Origin of the sequence: Pseudomonas sp. SWI36, assembly GCF_002948105.1 — a bacterium.
Taxonomy (GTDB): domain Bacteria; phylum Pseudomonadota; class Gammaproteobacteria; order Pseudomonadales; family Pseudomonadaceae; genus Aquipseudomonas; species Aquipseudomonas alloputida.
In genome coordinates this window covers 207,459-226,015 of sequence record NZ_CP026675.1, presented here as the reverse complement: position 1 = coordinate 226,015, position 18,557 = coordinate 207,459, and the positions used below count along the sequence as shown (strand labels likewise).

Genomic DNA, 18,557 nt, shown 5'->3' with positions numbered 1-18,557 from the left:
GTTTTCCCGCACAGGCCTACCCGACACAGGTTGTAGCCGCGCCGGGAGTGGCGATCCGCTTGCCCGACTGCAAGGGATCGCCAGTCTCGGAACGTGGCTAGGTGGGCGAACCTGCTTTGGTAGCAGACGCTGCGCTACGCAGGCTCCACACCCCCCAGGTCAACCCCAGCACGGCCGCGATCAACGATGCGGATAGCACGCCGAGTTTCGCTGCCCCAAGTGAGCCAGGGTCGACGAACGCGAGGTTGGCGATGAAGATCGACATGGTGAAACCGATGCCGGCCAGCAGCCCGACCAGGACAATGCTACGCCAGTTGACCTCGGCGGGAAGCACGCACCAGCCCAGGCGGACCATCAGCCAACTGACGCTGACGATGCCCAAGGGCTTTCCTGCTACCAGGGCGACAGCGACGGCGATCATGACCCACTGGGGGCCTTCTGCGGACAGGTCGACACCCGAAAGGCTGACCCCGGCGTTGGCCAAGGCAAACACCGGCATGATGCCGAAGGCTACCCAGGGGTGCAGGGTGCCTTGCATGCGCACTACCGGCGGCAGCAGTTCGCGCTGGGCCAGGCGCAGTCGTTTCAACGGGTCCATGAGGTCGCTGGCATCTTGCTCAGGCGCCTTGGCGCGCCCCAGCAATTCGCCGGTGAAGCGGGTAATGGCGTCCAGTGGGCGCTCACGCATCGGCATTGCGGTGACAGGTGTCATCAGGCCCAGCACGACACCTGCGAGGGTCGGGTGGGCGCCGGTCAACAAGATGCCCAGCCAGACGATCGCACCGGGAATGACATAGGCGTAGGCTGAACCCACTCCAATCTTCTGAAGCCCGATCACCATTAGCAGGCCGATCACTGCAACGCCGAAGCCGGTGTAATCAAGGCCGCCTGAGTAGAAGAACGCGATGATCAGGACTGCGATGATGTCATCGATGATTGCCAGGGCGAGGAGGAATACACGTACGTTGGACGGGATCGACTTGCCGAGCAGGGCCAATACGCCCACCGCAAAGGCGATATCCGTCGCCGTTGGCACGGCCCAACCTTGTTGGTCTGCTGGCGCGTGACCAAAACTCAGGTAGAGGAGTGCGGGTACCGCTACGCCGCCGACAGCGGCTGCCATGGGAAGCGTGGCTTGACGCAGGCTGGACAGTGCACCTTCGTGGATCTCGCGGCGGATCTCCATGCCCACGACCAGGAAAAAGATGGTCATCAGGCCATCATTGATCCAGAAATGCAGGGACTGCGAATAGACATGCGAGCCCACGCCGAACGTCAACGGGGTATGCCAAAGGGCTTCATAACTGTCGGCAGCCGGGGAATTCGCCCAGATCAGGGCAGCGACTGCGGCAATCAAGAGAACGATGCCGCTGACCGCTTCAATGTGCAAAAAGCGTTCAAGGTTGGCGAAGGCGCGCTCGGCCAGTTTCTGGGCGCGAGGTAATTCTTGTTTATGCATAGGCACAGGTGCTCCCGCATGGCGGCCCGACCTGCGCTGTTCTTTAACCTGCCTCACTGCACCGTGCAGCTGGCACCCGTGCGGTAGTCTACCGAATAACCACTCGCAGATGAACAAAAAGCGCCAAACCATTCACTCCCATGGGGCGTCGGTCTGGGATTTTTCCCTGCGGACGTTACGGTTTATGGTGATTTCCGAGCACGCGGGGCTTGGCGAACGGCAATTTATCCAACTGATCACCGCCACCTGCACATTGTGAAGACAGTGCGCTCGCCTTGTTTGCTTTCCTGGAGCTTCAGCATCATTGTCGTTGGGCGCGGTACTTAGGGTGGTCGTGTTCTGTCTCAAGGTGCTGTGCACGCTGCGACATTGGGGTTCGGTAATGCCTTCGCCCAGCGTTCGACACCGTGCTGCCACGCGAGGGTAAAATCGAGCAGTGGCAGTGGCAGGCTGGCCCAGGCTACACCGCCTAGCCCACCGCAAAGGCGGGGCATGCGGGGAGTCCAGAGGTCTTCTGGCTGATTGGTTGTATGACCTCAGGCCTAGAATCGCCAGAAGGCCGGCGAGACAAGTACCAGTACGGTGAGGATCTCGAGCCGTCCAAGCAGCATGCCAACCGTCAGCAACCATTTCGCTGCGTCCGGCAACGAGGCGAAATTACCTACAGGCCCGATAATCGTCCCCAGGCCTGGGCCGACGTTGCACACCGCGGTGGCCGCCCCGCTCAATGCCGTCATCCAGTCGAGCCCTATCAGAGAGAGGCCAAGGGCGATGACTGCGATGGTGACGGAGAAGAAGAAGGAGAACGTCAGCAGTGACCGTACGATCTCTTCATCGATGGGGTGCCCATTGTATTTCTTCGAGATCGTTGCCCGTGGATGGATCAACTGCTTCAGGCTGCTGACAAGCAAGGCAGCGGCCACCTGGAAACGGAATATTTTCAAACCGCCGGCGGTGGAGCCCGAGCACCCGCCGACGAACGTCAGGTAAAAGAACAGCATGATGGCGAAGCTGCCCCAGAGCGTGTAATCACCCAAGGCAACGCCTGTGGTGGTCACCACCGAGGTCACATTGACCGCAACGATACGAAACGCATCCCACCAAGCCAGGTCGCTGTGCAGGCAGAGCCAGGTTCCGACGGTGAGCCAGACGAAGACGAGAAAACCAATGAAACCGCGAACTTGATGGTCCGTGAGCAGGATGCGTCGATGGCCACGCAGCGTGGCGACATAGAGTGTGAAGGGCAGGCTGCCGAGTATCATGATGACCACAGCTACCCAATGCACCGCAGGCTGTGGCCAATGAGCCAGCGAGGCATCCGAGGTCGAGTAACCACCGGTTGAAATCAGCGACATCGAATGATTGATGGCTTCGAACGGGGTCATGCCGGCAGCCCACAACGCCCCTGTTCCCAATGCTGTCAGGGCCAGGTAGACCAGCAGTATCATCTTGGCAGCCACATGCGAACGTGGCGTCACTTTGTCAGACCAATCCGAAGACTCGGTCTGGAACAGGCGCATGCCGCCCACGCGCAGCAGTGGCAGGATCGCCACGGCCATGCCGATAAATCCAATGCCTCCCAGCCAGTGCAGCAGGGAACGCCATATCAGTAGCCCCGGTGATGCACTGTCCAGGCCTGTCAGCACGGTCGAGCCGGTGGTGGTAATTCCCGACATGGTTTCGAAGAACGCGTCCGTGTAACTGATGTCGCGAATTAACACCATCGGCAGCGCCGCAAATGCACACACGATGACCCAGCTTGCCGTCGTGAGGAAATACATGTCCCTGGTCCGCAGTTGCGGTATGTCGGGGACGCCCCGGGCTACCGGAAGCAGGCCGACGCACAGAACGATCAGGCTCGACCAGACGAATGCGCCGAGGTCGTCGCTGCGGTCGTACCACAGCAACGTCAGCATCGGAATCACCATGCTGACGGCCAATGTGATCAGGAATACGCCAATAATGAAGGCAATGAAACGCAATGCAGGCAGCGGCATTGAGGGAGCTCGTTGGGACAGTGCCGGCAGTATTGCTTGCTTTACGGTAATGTCGAGTAAAAAAGGCGTAAAGTCGCGGCCGGGGATTTTGCACGCCGCTGTCTGGCTCTCGCTCGATGGCTCATTGGGCTGATCTCTACGCGTGTTCCCGTCTGTCAGCTCCCAAACGGTTGGAAGAGAGGCCTCAACGCCGCGCACCCCCTTCGCGGGTTGGCGAAAACAGCGCAAGCCTTGTGTCGCGAAAGGGCTGCGGAGCAGCCCCCGGATTTCAGCGTGGATACACGAATTGCCGGGGCTGCCGTGCAGCGCTTGTGCGGCACTGTTGAGAGTGCCGCAGCGGGCATGGAAAGCCCGCGGGCTTTCTGGATTACTTGATCAGCGGCACGCCACTGAGTTTCTGCAGTTCGTCAAAGTCGATGTCCGCGCAGATTTCGACCACTTTCAGCCCTTCAGGTGTCACTTCCAGTACGGCCAGGTCGGTGTAGATGCGGCTGACGCAAGCGATACCGGTCAGCGGGTAGGTGCACTCGGGCACCAGCTTGCTTTCGCCGGTCTTGGTCAGGTGGTCCATCATCACGAACACCTGGCGGGCGCCGGTGGCCAGGTCCATTGCACCGCCTACGGCCGGGATCGAACCTTCGGCGCCCGTGTGCCAGTTGGCCAGGTCGCCCTTGACCGATACCTGGAAGGCGCCCAGTACAGCGATGTCCAGGTGGCCACCACGCATCATCGAGAACGAATCGGCATGGTGGAAGAAGGCACCACCGGTCAGCAGGGTGACGTGCTGCTTGCCGGCGTTGATCAGGTCATCGTCTTCCTCGCCCGGCGCAGGGCTTGGGCCCATGCCCAGCAGGCCGTTCTCGCTGTGCAGGAACACTTCCTTGTCGCCCAGGTAGTTGGCCACCAGGGTTGGTGCGCCGATACCCAGGTTTACATACGCGCCTTCCTGGATGTCTGCGGCCACGCGTTGGGCCATCTCGGTGCGGGAGAGCTTTTTGGTGATGGTCATGGCAGGCCTCAGACAGCTTTGGCGATCGAAGAAGCGGTAGCACCGGTGACGGCGACCACGCGCTGGACGAAGATACCCGGGGTGATGATGTGTTCCGGGTCCAGTTCACCAAGTTCGACGACCTGGTCGACCTGGGCGATGGCGGTCTTGGCAGCCATGGCCATGATCGGGCCGAAGTTGCGGGCGGCCTTGCGGTAGGTCAGGTTGCCCCAACGGTCACCCTTGTGCGCCTTGATCAGTGCGAAGTCGGCGTGCAGCGGCATTTCCAGCACGTACATGCGGCCGTCGATCTCACGGGTTTCCTTGCCCTCGGCCAGCAGGGTGCCGTAGCCGGTTGGCGAGAAGAACGCACCAATGCCGGAGCCTGCGGCGCGGATACGCTCGGCCAGGTTGCCCTGCGGGACCACTTCCAGCTCTATCTTGCCGGCGCGGTACAGTTCGTCGAACACGTAGGAGTCGGACTGGCGCGGGAACGAGCAGACCACCTTGCGCACGCTGCCTGCCATGAGCAGGGCGGCCAGGCCGATCTCGCCGTTGCCGGCGTTGTTGCTGATGATGGTCAGGTCGCGGGCACCGGTGGCAATGAGGCCATCGATCAGCTCGGACGGCATGCCAGCCGTGCCGAAGCCACCGACCATGATGGTCGAACCGTCGGTAATCCCTTCCACCGCGCTGGCGATGGACTCGTACGTTTTATTGATCAAGGCGAGCTCCTGGTTGTTCCTGGAGTTGTGGTTGTCGGGCTGGCCGGAGCGCGTGAAGCGATGGGGCCTGTCAGCACTTGAAATGGCTTGCTGACTTTCGCTATAGCGTGCCGCAAGATAGGGAAACAGTAGAGAGGGTTTGGCTGAATTTGTGCGATTATCGAACTGTTGTGCGATCTGCGAGCAGTTCTGGAGGCTATTTGCCTCATTTCAGTTGAATGCTTAAATCGCTCATTTTTGCCCGTGGCTGGTGCGTTCCGGGGTTGCCTGCCGGCATCTTGCACTGATGAAGTGCATTCACTCCGCGGCATCGCCGATTAATCACGCCTCCCGCCGTTGGCGTGCGACTTGCTATCAGATTGCCATTCGATGTCGCGTATGGTGAAGATAATGTCGCTTTCCAGTGGTTCGATGCAGTTATCGTCGAGTGAAAAGGGCTGGCTGCCGTGGTTCGGCAAAACCGGCAAATTCAGCATGGGCTGGGCGTGCCGCCTTAACCGGGCCAGTTACCCGCAGGTCGAGCAAACCTTCGAAGCCATTGCCCAGACCCGCGTGCAGTTGCTGCATGAGTGGGTGCGCGAGCAGTGGGAGCACCTGGCCGACCTGGCCGAGCAGGTGGCGCCCGGGCTCGCTCAAGTCGATAGCGCAATGTTGCGCAACACGCTGGCCCAGGCGGAGGACTTTTCCGAACTGTTTGTCGTCGATGTGCACGGCAGCGTCATCGCTTCGACCTGGCCCCAGCGTGGCACGCCACGTATCGAGTACTTGGCAGCCCTGGCGCAGGGGCTGAAAGCACCCTTCCTGCACGGTCCCTATAGCGACCCGCTGACCTTGCAGATCGGCCCGTCTTCCTCGCGCTTCCACGATGAAGTCACGTTGATGTTCTACCAGCCTCTCATGCACGAGGGCAAAGTGCTGGGTTGTCTGTGTGGGCGGGTGCCCAACGATGTGCTGGGCGATCTGATCCAGCGCGAGGCAGGGCACATTTACCCCGAGTCGGGCGACAACTACCTGTTCATGGCGCAATCGCGCTTCGACCCTGGCATACAGCCCGGTACCGCGTTGTCCCGCTCGCGCTTCGAGGACGCCACCTTCACCCATGGCGAAAACCTCAAGAACGGTGTGCACACGCCCTGGGCCACTGTAAAGGTCCAGCGTCATACCGAGCTGGAGCTTCGTTTCACCGACCCTTCCACGCGGGAACTGCACCCTGGCGTGAGGGAAACGATCAGGCGCGGTGCCAACCTGTTCGTGACCTACCCCGGCTATTCCGACTACCGTCATGTGCCAGTGGTGGGCAAGGGCGTGACCTTCCAGTTGCCGGGCTCGCCCGACCGCTGGGGCATGATGTGCGAGGCGGACCTGGAAGAGGTCTACCGCCGGCGTTCGCTGAGCTACGGGTTGATGAAACCCTATGTGGCGATCATGGCGGGGCTGTTCGGCTGCAATTTTCTGGTACAGCACTATGCAGGCCTGCCGCAAGGACTGACTGACGTGATCGAGGCCGTGAGCATGCTGGGCGCCACCTTGTTGTTTGGCGTGCTCGGGCCCAAGCGCCTGGCCGCCAGGTTGAATGGCATGAGCAGTGTGCTATGCACCATCGCCGAGGGTGAAGGCAACCTGCGCCAGCGCCTGGATACCAGCACCTTGGCCAATGATGAGAGCGGCGACATGGCACGCTGGATCAACAGCTTCATCGACCGCCTGGACGCGGTGGTTGGGCAGGTGGTCAAGGCCAGTCGCACGGTCGGCAGCACCAACCAGATGATGCTCGGGCGCAGCCAGGAGGCCAGCGTAAGCTCCGCCGACGTGGCCGACGCCGTGCACCAGATGATGATCATCATGGAAGAGCAACTCGGCGAACTGCAGCAGGCCTCGGTCAGTGCCGAGCAGATGAAGCAGGCCATGGACGAAGTGGTCAGCCGCGCACGCGCACAGTACCAGGCGGTGCAGGCGGGCACGCAGTCGATCCGCGATGTGGTGGCGCGCTCATCATCCAGCGTGCAGCGGCTCGACAGCCGCATGGTCGAGATCGACAACATCACCGGGTTGATCAGCGAAATCACCAACCAGACCAACCTGCTGGCGCTCAATGCCGCTATCGAGGCGGCGCGTGCCGGGGAGCATGGCCGTGGCTTCGCGGTGGTGGCCGACGAGGTGCGCAGCCTGGCCGCACGCACCTCGCGTGCCGCCGACGACATCCGCCACATGGTCGAGAGCCTGCAGGGCGAAACCCGGCAGGCGGTAAGCTTCATGGAGCAGGGCGTGCAGGACGTCGACAACAGCCTGCGCCTGGCGGAGGACGCCTCTTCCGAAAATGTACAGCTGCACCAGGCGGTGGAGAGCATGTTCGCCATTATCCAGCAGCTCAACCGTCGTAGCGTGGAATACGGCAAGACGATCGAGCAGGTCAACCAGTCCTCCAGCGAGATGCGCCAGACCGCCCTGGTGCTGCAAAGCAGTGCGCAGAAGGTGAAGGTGGATGCTGGCAAGTTGCAGAAGCTGGTGGGGCAGTTCGAAGTCAGCGATGATGGCGAACGAGGCGTCGCTGCTTGAGTTACGCACCTGTCCGGTAACCCGGGAGCCCGTCATGATCCGGCTGGCTGTACCTGCCAATGATCAGGTGCAAGCCAGCCCCGATGACTGCTGACTTCCAGGCCGGTAGCAGACGGAGAGCGGGTTTGCCCGGGAAGAAAGCAACGCGATCAATGGCAGCGGCTCTGCCGGTGTTAGCCGGTCCGCCATCTCCGCCATCAGCCCAGCCGAAAAAGCCGCGCAATGGCTCAATGTCTGTGGCAGTGTTGGGTATCTGGCCAGCCCCACAGGGACCGACATGCAAACTCGCAAAACCGGTGTTCGCGCCCAGCAGGCCGACCGCACCCGGGAAAATATTCTCAAGGCCGCAGTGAAGGTTTTCAGCAAGGAAGGCTTCACTGGCGGGCGCATCGAGCAGATCTCCACGCTGGCCAAGTCCAACGACCGGATGATCTATTACTACTTCGGTAGCAAGGAAAAGCTGTTCATCAGTGTGCTGGAACACATCTATGCCAGCTTCAACCAGGCCGAAGCTAAGCTGCGCCTCGACCTCGCCGACCCTGAGCAGGCCCTGCGCGAGCTGGTGGCGTTTATCTGGGACTATTATGTGCGCCACCCCGAATTCGTCACCATCCTCGCCACCGAAAACCTTCACCAGGGCTTGCACGCGCGCAAGTCGCAAAACCTCAGGGCGCTGTCCGGCGAAGCGGTCGGCGTGCTGCGGCCGATCATCGAGGCAGGGCAGGCAAAGGGCCTGTTCCGCGACGATATCTGCATTACCCACGCCTACCTGATGATTGCCTCGCTCTGCTACTTCTATAACTCCAACCGCCATACGCTCAGCTCGTTCCTGGCCGTGGACCTTGCCGACAAGCAGGCCAAGGCCGATTGGCTGGCCTTCATCAGTGACCTTGCGCTGCGCGGCTTGCGCCGCTGAGCCTCAGTGGCTGCCAGGGTTGGCGCGTACCTGCGCAGCCTTGGACGCCAGCCCTTGCCAGGCCGGTTTGTCGGCGGCAAAACGATGGCGCAGGTAGGCCGCGAGGTCGGCTACCTGGCGGTCCGACAGGCTGTCCTTGAAACCAGGCATGTAGCCCAGGTCGCGGGTTGCCGGGGTCGGAATGCCGTGCAGCACCACGCGCAGCAGGTTGTCCGGCAGGTCGCTGTGGACGTTGCTGTTGACCGCCATCGACGGGCTGACGCCAAACAGCTTCGGCCCCAGCCCATCACTGTGGCAGGCCAGGCACGCACCTTTGAATACCCGCTCGCCGTTGCTCAGCGACACGTGCGTGTCCACCTGGGGCGCGGCATTGGCGGCCAGTGCCTGCGGCTCGCCCTCCAGGGAACTGAGGTAGTGGGCGATGGCGCGCACGTCGCTTTTTGGCAGGGTGGCAAGCTCACTGACCACCGGGCCCATGGGGCCGGCCGCCACGCCATGTTTTTCGGAGAAGCCAGTGCTCAGGTAGTTGAACAACTCGTCTTCGCTCCACGGCGTCGATGACTTGGCCAGGGCATTCAAGGCCGGGGCCTCCCAGCCATCGACCATGCCGCCGGCAAGGTAGCTGCTACCGCCTTTTTCTGCACCCATCAGGTTACGCGGCGAGTGGCAGGCCGTGCAGTGGCCCAGGCCGTCGACCAGGTAGGCACCGCGGTTCCACTGCGCGCTGCGCTGCGGGTCGGGCTGGTATTCGCCGCGTTGCAGAAACAGCGCATTCCAGCCGGCCATCAGCGGCCGCTGGTTGAACGGGAAGCGCATCTGGTTGGCGGGCGCTTCCTGGCGTACCGGTGTTTGCGACATCAGGTAGGCATACAGCGCTTGCATGTCGGCGTCGTTGATGTTGCGAAACGAGGTGTAGGGAAACGCCGGGTACAGGTGCCGGCCATCGCGGCTGATACCTTCGCGCATGGCCCGCTCGAAGGCGGCGAAGGACCAGCGGCCGATGCCGGTTTCCGGGTCGGGGGTGATATTGGTGCTGTACAGCGTGCCGAAAGGCGTATCCATTGCCAGCCCCCCGGCATTGGCCTTGCCGCCACTGACCGTATGGCACACGGCGCAGTCGCCGGCTGCCGCCACCTGGCGCCCGCGCTCGAGCATGGCAGCGCTCCAGCTGCCGACACCAGGTGGCGTTACCGGGGCGATTTCGGCGCGCCAGGGCAAGGCGGTGGCAAGCATGCCCAATGCGGCGCCGAACAACCCGGCCAGCGAGCCGAACCACCACTTCGAACGCTTGGTTGACGGCTGCGCTGGCGCGGGCGCATCTGGCCCTTGGCCTTCGCCACCGAGCGCAGCGCGCACGCGTTCGGCAGTGATCGGCAGCTCGCGAAAACGAATGCCGGTGGCGTCGAAAATGGCATTGGCGATGGCCGCTGCGCTGGGTACCGAGGCTGATTCGCCGCTGCCCATTGGCGGCTCGTGCTGGCGCGGCAGCATCATCACGTCGATAGCCGGCAGCTCGGGGAAGGTCAGGATCGGGTAGCCGCCCCATTCCTTGCTCGCCACTGTCGATTCTTCGAAACTGACCTGCTCCTTGAGTACCCGGCTGGTGGACTGGATGACGTTACCGTGGATCTGGTGACGCACACCCTCGGGGTTGACCATCATCCCGGCATCGTGGCCGATCACCACGCGGGTGACGGCGACTTCGCCTGTGCGCCGGTCCACTGCGACATCAGCCACCCAAGCTGCCCAGGCCGCGCCGAAGCCGGGAAATTTACTGTGGATATAGCGCGCATAGGCAAAGCCCCTGCCGCGCAGCACGTCACCTTCGGCCTGTGTCTGCATGGGCCGGGTATGCGGCTGCCATTGCGCGCGTTCAGCGGTGGCTTTGACCAGGTCGATGGCGCGCGGGTCGGACAGGTGCTTGAGGCGATATTCGACCGGGTCGACGCCAGCGGCGAAGGCCAGCTCATCAATGTACGACTCGTGGGCGAAGCTGTTGGGCATGGCCGACACCCCCCGCATCCACGAGGCGCGCACCAGTGGCGTCATGTCATTGATGGTGACGCGCATGTGTTGGTAATCATAAGGTGGGATCGACGTGCGATCGCCCATCTCGAACAGCGCCGGCACCGGTTCCACGGCACCGGTCAGCAGCAGGGCCAGGGTGGGCGCGCCATTGGACGGGTAGCTGGTCTGGAAGTCATAGGCGGCCACGCTGCCATCGGCGTTCAGGCCGCCATCGATTTCCATCAGCTGCGCGGTGCCCTTGGGCTCCCATACGTGTTCCTGTTCGCGGGTCAGCTGCACCCGCACCGGGCGCTGCACCGCACGCGACAGCAGCACCGCGTCGGCGCACACGTCATCGGCGCAGTTGCGGCCATAACAGCCGGCTGCCTCCATGCGAATGATCTCGATGCGTGCTTCGTCGCACGCCAGCAGCCAGGCCAGGTCTGCGCGCAGCAGGTGCGGGTTCTGCGTACCTGACCACACGCGGATCTGCCCTGCGGTGAAGTCGGCCAGTGCACATGATGGGCCGATCGATGCGTGCAGCTGGTAAGGCCACAGGTAGCTGCGGCTCAGGCGCTGGCTGGCATTGGCGATGCCGCTGTCGACATCGCCCTGGTCCAGCACAGTGCGCTGCACGCGCGGGTTGTCGCGGATGGCCTGGGCGACATCGCTAAGGTCGGGCAGCTTGCCTGTAAAGGGCTTCCAGCTGACTTTCAGCTCATGGGCTGCACGGATGGCTTGCTCTTCGCGCTCTGCCACCACACCGACGAAGTCGCGGATGACCACCACGGCGACCACGCCGGGTAGATGGGCGATGGAGGATTCATCCACCGCCAGCAGGCTGTTGCCGACAAAGTCGCCGCTGTCATGGCCGGCATAGGGCGGGCGGATGACCCGACCGTGAAGCATGTTGGGCAGGCGCATGTCGTGAACATAGGTCAGCTCGCCGGTGGCCTTGCCAGGGATGTCTACTCGAGGGGCGCTGCGCCCGACCAGGCGGTAGTCCTCGATGGCCTTGAGCGGGGCGTCGTCGGCAATGTGCAGCTGGTGGTTCTCGCCTTGCACCAGTTCGGCAAAGCTCAGCGTGCTGCCGTTACTGGCGATAACCGTGCCGTCTTCAATGCGCAGCATTTCGGGCGGGCAGCCAAGGCGTAGGGCGGCCTGTTGCAACAGATAGCGTCGCGCTGTGGCTGCGGCCTTGCGCAGCGGTACCGCGGAAATCTGCAGGGTGGCGCTGGCAATGGTCGCGCCCTGGTTGGGTGCCCGCTCGGTGTCGCCCAGCACCATGTGCACCTGGTCCATGCGCACGTCCAGCTCTTCGGCGACGATCTGCGCCAGCGAGGTGCGGATACCAGTGCCCAGGTCGACATGGCCATTGAAGGCGTAGACCATGCCGTCGTCGCTGACCGCGATGAACAGCGCCAGCTCACGTTCCTTGACTGCAGGTGTCACGCCCTTGGCCACAGGGCCTGAGGGTGGGGTGATCTGGTCGACGATCAGCAACACGCCGGTCTTGGCCAGCAGTTGATCGCGGCTGGGCACCTGTTGTGAGTGGTTCATGGCTTTCTCCGGGTCTCGGCAGCGCGGCGCACGGCGCGCAGGATTTCGACGTGGGTGCCGCAGCGGCACAGGTTGCCGGACAGCTCATTGCGAATCTGTTCGTCGCTGGGCTCGGGAATGCGATCGAGCAGGGCCTTGGCAGTCATGATCATGCCGTTCATGCAGTAACCACACTGGGCCGCCTGCTCGTCGATGAACGCCTGTTGCACGGGGTGCGGCGCGGCCTTGCTGCCCAGCCCTTCGAGGGTGGTGATATTGCGGCCAGCGGCGCCGGCCAAGGGGATGACGCAGGAGCGGGCGGCCACGCCGTCGATGATCACCGTACACGCCCCGCATTCGCCCAGGCCGCAGCCGTACTTGGGGCCGTTCAGGCACAGGTCGTTGCGCAGGATCAGCAGCAGCGGGGTGTCAGGCATGGCGCTGACTTCGACGGGCTGGCCGTTGACCTGCAGGGAGATGGTTGTTTGCATTATTGGCTCATCTCTGGAGGTTGCTTGCGCTACCAAAGGACTCAAATGACGCGAGCGTTTCGGTAAGTACTCACTACATGAAATGAGAGAGCAAGAAGCAGGCCAGAGATGAATCTGCAGAGAACTGTGATGGTGGGGCAGGGTTAAAGATTGTCGGCGCCCGGGAAACCGAGCGCCGCCCGCGCGGCGCATCTCGCTGTGCCGAACCCCCGATGTTGTGTGTGTGTAGGAGCGGGTTTACCCGCGAATACGGTGGTGGCGGCACCGGTGATCGGCAGGTGGAGATTGGCCAGCAGGGCCGGCCCATTCGCGGGTGAACCCGCTCCTACGACGGCCTGTGCCGAACCCGCGATGTTGTGCCGAACCCCCGATGTTGTGTGTGTAGGAGCGGGTTTACCCGCGAATACGGTGGTGGCGGCAACAGTGATGGGCAGGTGGAGATTGGCCAGCAGGGCCGGCCCATTCGCGGGTGAACCCGCTCCTACGACGGCCTGTGCCGAACCCGCGATGTTGTGCCGAACCCCCGATGTTGTGTGTGTAGGAGCGGGTTTACCCGCGAATACGGTGGCGGCGGTAGCGGTGATCGGCGGGTGGAGATTGGTTAGCAGGGCCGGCCCATTCGCGGGTGAACCCGCTCCTACGACGGCCTGTGCCGAACCCGCGATGTTGTGCCGAACCCCCGATGCGTGTGTAGGAGCGGGTTTACCCGCGAATACGGTGGTGGCGGCAACAGTGATCGGCAGGTGGGGATTGGCCAGCAGGACCGGCCCATTCGCGGGTGAACCCGCTCCTACGACGGCCTGTGCCGAACCCGCGATGTTGTGCCGAACCCCCGATGTTGTGTGTGTAGGAGCGGGTTTACCCGCGAATACGGTGGCGGCGGTAGCGGTGATCGGCGGGTGGAGATTGGTTAGCAGGGCCGGCCCATTCGCGGGTGAACCCGCTCCTACGACGGCCTGTGCCGAACCCGCGATGTTGTGCCGAACCCCCGATGCGTGTGTAGGAGCGGGTTTACCCGCGAATACGGTGGTGGCGGCACCGGTGATCGGCAGGTGGAGATTGGCCAGCAGGGCCGGCCCATTCGCGGGTGAACCCGCTCCTACGACGGCCTGTGCCGAACCCGCGATGTTGTGCCGAACCCCCGATGTTGTGTGTGTAGGAGCGGGTTTACCCGCGAATACGGTGGCGGCGGTAGCGGTGATCGGCGGGTGGAGATTGGTTAGCAGGACCGGCCCATTCGCGGGTGAACCCGCTCCTACGACGGCCTGTGCCGAACCCGCGATGTTGTGCCGAACCCCCGATGCGTGTGTAGGAGCGGGTTTACCCGCGAATACGGTGGTGGCGGCAACAGTGATCGGCAGGTGGGGATTGGCCAGCAGGACCGGCCCATTCGCGGGTGAACCCGCTCCTACGACGGCCTGTGCCGAACCCGCGATGTTGTGCCGAACCCCCGATGTTGTGTGTGTAGGAGCGGGTTTACCCGCGAATACGGTGGCGGCGGTAGCGGTGATCGGCGGGTGGAGATTGGTTAGCAGGACCGGCCCATTCGCGGGTGAACCCGCTCCTACGACGGCCTGTGCCGAACCCGCGATGTTGTGCCGAACCCCCGATGTTGTGTGTGTAGGAGCGGGTTTACCCGCGAATACGGTGGCGGCGGTAGCGGTGATCGGCGGGTGGAGATTGGTTAGCAGGACCGGCCCATTCGCGGGTGAACCCGCTCCTACGACGGCCTGTGCCGAACCCCCGATGTTGTGCCGAACCCCCGATGTTGTGTGTGTAGGAGCGGGGTTACCCGCGAATACGGTGGTGGCGGTGACGGTGATCGGCGGGTGGAGATTGGCCAGCAGGGCCGGCCCATTCGCGGGTGAACCCGCTCCTACGGCGGCCTGTGTCCAACCACCGATGCGTGTCCAATGTGAGCGAGCTTGCTCGCGATGCGCTTGATCTCTCAGGCTGCGTATCTGTGACGGCAATCGCGGCAGTCACAACAATTTTCAGCCCGCGTTCTCGTCGCTGTCGATCATCTTGCGCAGCAGGTACAAAATGGCTACGCGCTCCCCGGCATTCAGGCTGCCCATGCTCAATTCGCTGATCTGCCGGGCGCAGGGGATCATTGCATCGAGCAAGGCCGCGCCGCTTTCGGTGAGTTCGACGATGACCTTGCGCCGGTCCCCCGGGTCTGGCGAAAGCTGCACCAGCTCGCGCGCCTTCAGGCGCTCGACGATGCCGCGGATGGTTGCCTGGTCCACCGCGGTGGCCTTGATCAGTTCAGCCTGGGAGCTGGGGCCGTGATCGCGCAGGGCGCACAGGGTGACGAACTGGATCGAGGTAAGCTGCGGGTCGCAGGCCTGCTGCTGGAAGATCGCCGTGTGCCGTTGGTAGGCCTTGCGCAGCAAGTGCCCGACCTGTTCGGTAACGTCGTAGGGGGTGTTGTCGAGCGGGGCGCTGCTGGGGGTGGTTTTTTTCGACATAGGATGGCTTGGGCTGGGTGGAAAGAGGCTGGCCGGCCGCCAATAGCGGAGCGCCCGGCCAGTATAACCCCTATCGCGCTCGCGACTCCTCTGGAGCAACCACGTCGCCGGCCAGCACTACCGCCTTGTCATCCAGGTAGATATCGCAATTGCGCAGCGGGATGTCCAGGTGGCACGGGGTCTTGCGCTTGCCGCCGACCTCGGTGTTGGGGCCGGTGGAGAACAGGAAGTTGCCGTAGAACGCACGGGCATCCATGCACATGCCGTCGTTGCGGTCGTGCAGGCCCATGGCCGTCCATTGCGCGCGCGGCTGCAGGCCCCAGCCTATGTGCGAGATGCCGTATACCTCGGGGTCGTTGAAGTATTTCATGTAGTCACGCAGGTACTCGGCCTCGAAGCCGCCATGTATGCCGGTGATGAAGCCTTTTTCGATTTCCAGGGTGATGCGCTCGCGGCAATAGTTCTTGAACGGCAGGATGATGTCACCCACGTCCAGCACCAGCGTGCCTTCGGCGCTGTCCTCGTTCGGCCAGGTGAACAGAAAGCCGCTGGGCCAGTGGTCCCAGCGCCCCGGTTCGTCGGCATAGCCGTACTCAGTCACGGCGGGGTACTGGCCGAGCGGGGCATGGAAGTCGCTCCCGGCCTTGGACCGCACATGCAGGCTGCGCGCCTGTTTCAGCAGGGTTTCGGCAGCCAGCACCCGGCGTTTGTCGTCTTCGGTCGGCAGCATGCGCGCCAGCACCTCAGGTGGCTCCACGGCCAGCAGGATGCGCGTGCCGGTCTTGAGAATCTGCTCCTGCTCGGGCGAGTGCAGCAGCATCATGGTGTCGACGACCAGGTCGGCGGCTTCCAGCGCCCGCTGCGCCGCCAGGTTGCCAGTCAGCGCGGTGTCGCCGCAGTAGGCCGTCATGTCGTTGCCCATGGCGGTCGGGTGGTTGAACGCCGGCAGCTCTACCGCATACACCTTGGCCTTCAAACGCTGGGCGGCCTCCATGGCGGCGTTGACCGTGCGCGAGTCGGAGTAGTGGCTCTTGAGCACGGCCACGCTCTGCGTTTCGTCCACGCGAGACAGCTTCAGTACGTGCTCGAACATCTGGGTCAGTTGTGCATTGCTCACCGGCATCGGGGTTCTCCTGGGTGGCGTTGACAGGGGCGCACCATGGCAGTGCCTGGTGCTTCATCTAGGTGCAAAATAATAGTGTGTACACCCTACTTGTGTAGATGAAAACGCATCCTGCCAGCGAGCGCAAGTGATCTGTTAAAACGTTACCTATCCACACATTGACCATTATTTACGGTAACAATCAGCCGGGTGTCGTTTCGATCAGCTGTTTGAAAAATATTTTCAGCTGGCTCTTTTCAAAGGTCATTTATAGCGTATACGCTCTAAATCGTCAGGCGGTTGAACCGCTGGCCACCTATCAGAACAAGAGGAGACATACCCATGCGGGGTAGGCAGAAAATCGCAATCGTCGGTGCAGGTCTGGGTGGGGCGGCCGCCGCCACGTTGCTGCAACAGGCCGGGTTCGATGTCGAGGTATTCGAACAGGCTCCGGCGTTCACCCGCCTGGGCGCGGGCATTCATATCGGCCCTAACGTGATGAAAATCTTCCGCCGCATGGGGCTGGAGCAGAAGCTGGAGCTGATGGGCTCGCACCCGGACTTCTGGTTCAGCCGCGACGGCAATACCGGTGATTACCTGTCGCGCATTCCGCTGGGCGAGTTTGCCCGCCGCGAATACGGCGCCGCCTACATCACCATCCACCGTGGCGACCTGCACGCCCTGCAGATCGAGGCCATCAAGCCGGGCACCGTGCACTTCGGCAAGCGCCTGGAAAAGATCGTCGACGAAGGTGACCAGGTGCGCCTGGACTTCGCCGACGGCACCCACACCGTGGCCGACATCGTCATCGGGGCCGACGGCATCCACTCGAAGATCCGTGAAGAGTTGCTGGGGGCTGAAGCGCCGATCTACAGCGGCTGGGTCGCGCACCGTGCACTGATTCGCGGGGTGAACCTGGCACAGCATGCCGATGTGTTTGAGCCCTGCGTCAAATGGTGGTCCGAAGACCGCCACATGATGGTCTACTACACCACCGGCAAGCGCGACGAGTATTACTTCGTCACCGGCGTGCCACATGAAGCCTGGGACTTCCAGGGTGCGTTCGTCGACAGCAGCCAGGAAGAAATGCGCGCAGCCTTCGAAGGCTACCACCCCACGGTGCAGAAGCTGATCGACGCTACCGAATCGATCACCAAGTGGCCGTTGCGCAACCGCAACCCGTTGCCGTTGTGGAGCCGTGGCCGCCTGGTGCTGCTGGGCGACGCCTGCCACCCGATGAAGCCACACATGGCCCAGGGCGCGTGCATGGCCATCGAGGACGCGGCCATGCTGACCCGCTGCCTGCAGGAGACCGGGCTGTCCGACCACCGCACGGCGTTCGCCCTCTACGAGGCCAACCGTAAAGAGCGGGCATCGCAGGTGCAATCGGTATCCAACGCCAACACCTGGCTCTACAGCCAGGAAGATCCAGCCTGGGTTTACGGCTACGACCTCTATGGGCAGCAGCTTGAAAGCGGGGAGGCGGCATGAGCACCTTCGTCGCTGGTGGTAACGTCAGCGCCAATGGCATCCGCCAGCATTACCTGCGCTATGGTGGCAAGGGCCATGCGCTGATCCTGGTGCCGGGCATCACAAGCCCAGCGATCACCTGGAGCTTTGTCGCCGAGCGCCTTGGGCAGTATTTCGACACCTATGTGCTGGATGTGCGCGGGCGTGGCTTGTCTTCAAGCGGCCCCGACCTGGACTACGGCACCGACGCTTGTGCTGCGGATATTCCCGCCTTTGCCGCCGCGCTGGGCCTGGATGGCTACCATCTGCTCGGTCACTCGATGGGTGCGCGTTTTGCCATCCGCGCAGCCGCCCAAGGGGCACCGGGGCTGCAGCGGCTGGTGCTGGTCGACCCACCGGTGTCCGGGCCGGGCCGCCGTGCCTACCCGAGCAAGTTGCCGTGGTACGTCGATTCGATCCGCCAAGCCACGGTTGGCATGAGCGGCGATGACATGCGCGCCTTCTGTGCCACCTGGAGCGACGAGCAGCTGGCCCTGCGTGCCGAGTGGCTGCACACCTGCTACGAGCCGGCGATCGTGCGGGCCTTCGATGATTTCCACGAGGTCGATATCCACCAGTACCTGCCCGCGGTGCGCCAGCCGGCATTGCTGATGGTGGCCGGGCGGGGTGGAGTGATCGAGCCCCGTGACATTGCTGAAATGCGCGAGCTCAAGCCGGATATCCAGGTCGCGTACGTGGATAACGCCGGCCACATGATCCCCTGGGATGACCTGGACGGTTTCTTCGCCGCCTTTGGCGACTTCCTCGACCACCCCCTCGTCTGACGGAGCACGAGA

Annotated in this window: 12 protein-coding genes; 4 read left to right on the top strand and 8 right to left on the bottom strand. The window is 63.0% G+C overall.

The window, feature by feature from the left end; translation table 11 throughout:
- Positions 1 to 97: 97 nt before the first annotated feature.
- The 4 genes from nhaA to C4Q27_RS01330 all read right to left on the bottom strand — a co-directional run bounded on the left by nhaA (position 98) and on the right by C4Q27_RS01330 (position 5,169).
- Positions 98 to 1,459: a Na+/H+ antiporter NhaA gene (nhaA, locus tag C4Q27_RS01345; protein WP_104886341.1), complete on the bottom strand. Its 1,362-nt coding sequence runs from the start codon at positions 1,457 to 1,459 to the stop codon at positions 98 to 100.
- A gap of 542 nt (positions 1,460 to 2,001) precedes the next feature.
- On the bottom strand, positions 2,002 to 3,456 hold the full coding sequence (locus C4Q27_RS01340; protein ID WP_003251133.1) for a TrkH family potassium uptake protein: 1,455 nt from the start codon (positions 3,454 to 3,456) through the stop codon (positions 2,002 to 2,004).
- Positions 3,457 to 3,823: 367 nt separating this feature from the next.
- On the bottom strand, positions 3,824 to 4,465 hold the full coding sequence (locus C4Q27_RS01335) for a 3-oxoacid CoA-transferase subunit B (RefSeq protein ID WP_003251131.1): 642 nt from the start codon (positions 4,463 to 4,465) through the stop codon (positions 3,824 to 3,826).
- Between the two features lie 8 nt (positions 4,466 to 4,473).
- Complete coding sequence (locus tag C4Q27_RS01330; protein WP_064491891.1) at positions 4,474 to 5,169, bottom strand: 3-oxoacid CoA-transferase subunit A; 696 nt, start codon at positions 5,167 to 5,169, stop codon at positions 4,474 to 4,476.
- Positions 5,170 to 5,538: 369 nt separating this feature from the next.
- Between C4Q27_RS01330 and C4Q27_RS01325 the strand changes: the two genes are divergently transcribed.
- Together C4Q27_RS01325 and C4Q27_RS01320 are read left to right on the top strand one after the other, a co-directional pair.
- Positions 5,539 to 7,725: a methyl-accepting chemotaxis protein gene (locus C4Q27_RS01325; RefSeq protein ID WP_371919363.1), complete on the top strand. Its 2,187-nt coding sequence runs from the start codon at positions 5,539 to 5,541 to the stop codon at positions 7,723 to 7,725.
- A gap of 277 nt (positions 7,726 to 8,002) precedes the next feature.
- A complete protein-coding gene (locus tag C4Q27_RS01320; protein ID WP_064491889.1) occupies positions 8,003 to 8,641 on the top strand; it encodes a TetR family transcriptional regulator in 639 nt (212 codons plus the stop codon).
- A 3-nt stretch (positions 8,642 to 8,644) separates the two neighbouring features.
- Here the strand turns inward: C4Q27_RS01320 and C4Q27_RS01315 are convergent, their stop codons facing one another.
- From C4Q27_RS01315 to C4Q27_RS01280, 4 genes are all read right to left on the bottom strand, one after another.
- Positions 8,645 to 12,208, bottom strand: coding sequence for a molybdopterin cofactor-binding domain-containing protein (locus tag C4Q27_RS01315; protein WP_104886339.1), 3,564 nt, complete (start codon positions 12,206 to 12,208; stop codon positions 8,645 to 8,647).
- Positions 12,205 to 12,678: a (2Fe-2S)-binding protein gene (locus C4Q27_RS01310; protein WP_064491887.1), complete on the bottom strand. Its 474-nt coding sequence runs from the start codon at positions 12,676 to 12,678 to the stop codon at positions 12,205 to 12,207. Before C4Q27_RS01310 ends, C4Q27_RS01315 begins: the two co-directional genes overlap by 4 nt.
- A 1,994-nt stretch (positions 12,679 to 14,672) precedes the next feature.
- Complete coding sequence (locus C4Q27_RS01285; RefSeq protein WP_003251120.1) at positions 14,673 to 15,149, bottom strand: MarR family winged helix-turn-helix transcriptional regulator; 477 nt, start codon at positions 15,147 to 15,149, stop codon at positions 14,673 to 14,675.
- Between the two features lie 70 nt (positions 15,150 to 15,219).
- The gene (locus C4Q27_RS01280; protein ID WP_064492620.1) at positions 15,220 to 16,272 is read right to left on the bottom strand and encodes a 2,5-dihydroxypyridine 5,6-dioxygenase; all 1,053 of its coding nucleotides are present in this window, start codon (positions 16,270 to 16,272) and stop codon (positions 15,220 to 15,222) included.
- Between the two features lie 321 nt (positions 16,273 to 16,593).
- On the opposite strand from C4Q27_RS01280, the gene nicC reads away from it, so the two are divergent.
- On the top strand, positions 16,594 to 17,742 hold the full coding sequence (nicC, locus tag C4Q27_RS01275) for a 6-hydroxynicotinate 3-monooxygenase (protein WP_064492619.1): 1,149 nt from the start codon (positions 16,594 to 16,596) through the stop codon (positions 17,740 to 17,742).
- Positions 17,739 to 18,545 (top strand): N-formylmaleamate deformylase, encoded by an 807-nt coding sequence (gene nicD, locus C4Q27_RS01270; protein ID WP_064492618.1) that lies wholly within the window; start codon positions 17,739 to 17,741, stop codon positions 18,543 to 18,545. Before nicC ends, nicD begins: the two co-directional genes overlap by 4 nt.
- The last annotated feature ends 12 nt before the right edge of the window (positions 18,546 to 18,557 follow it).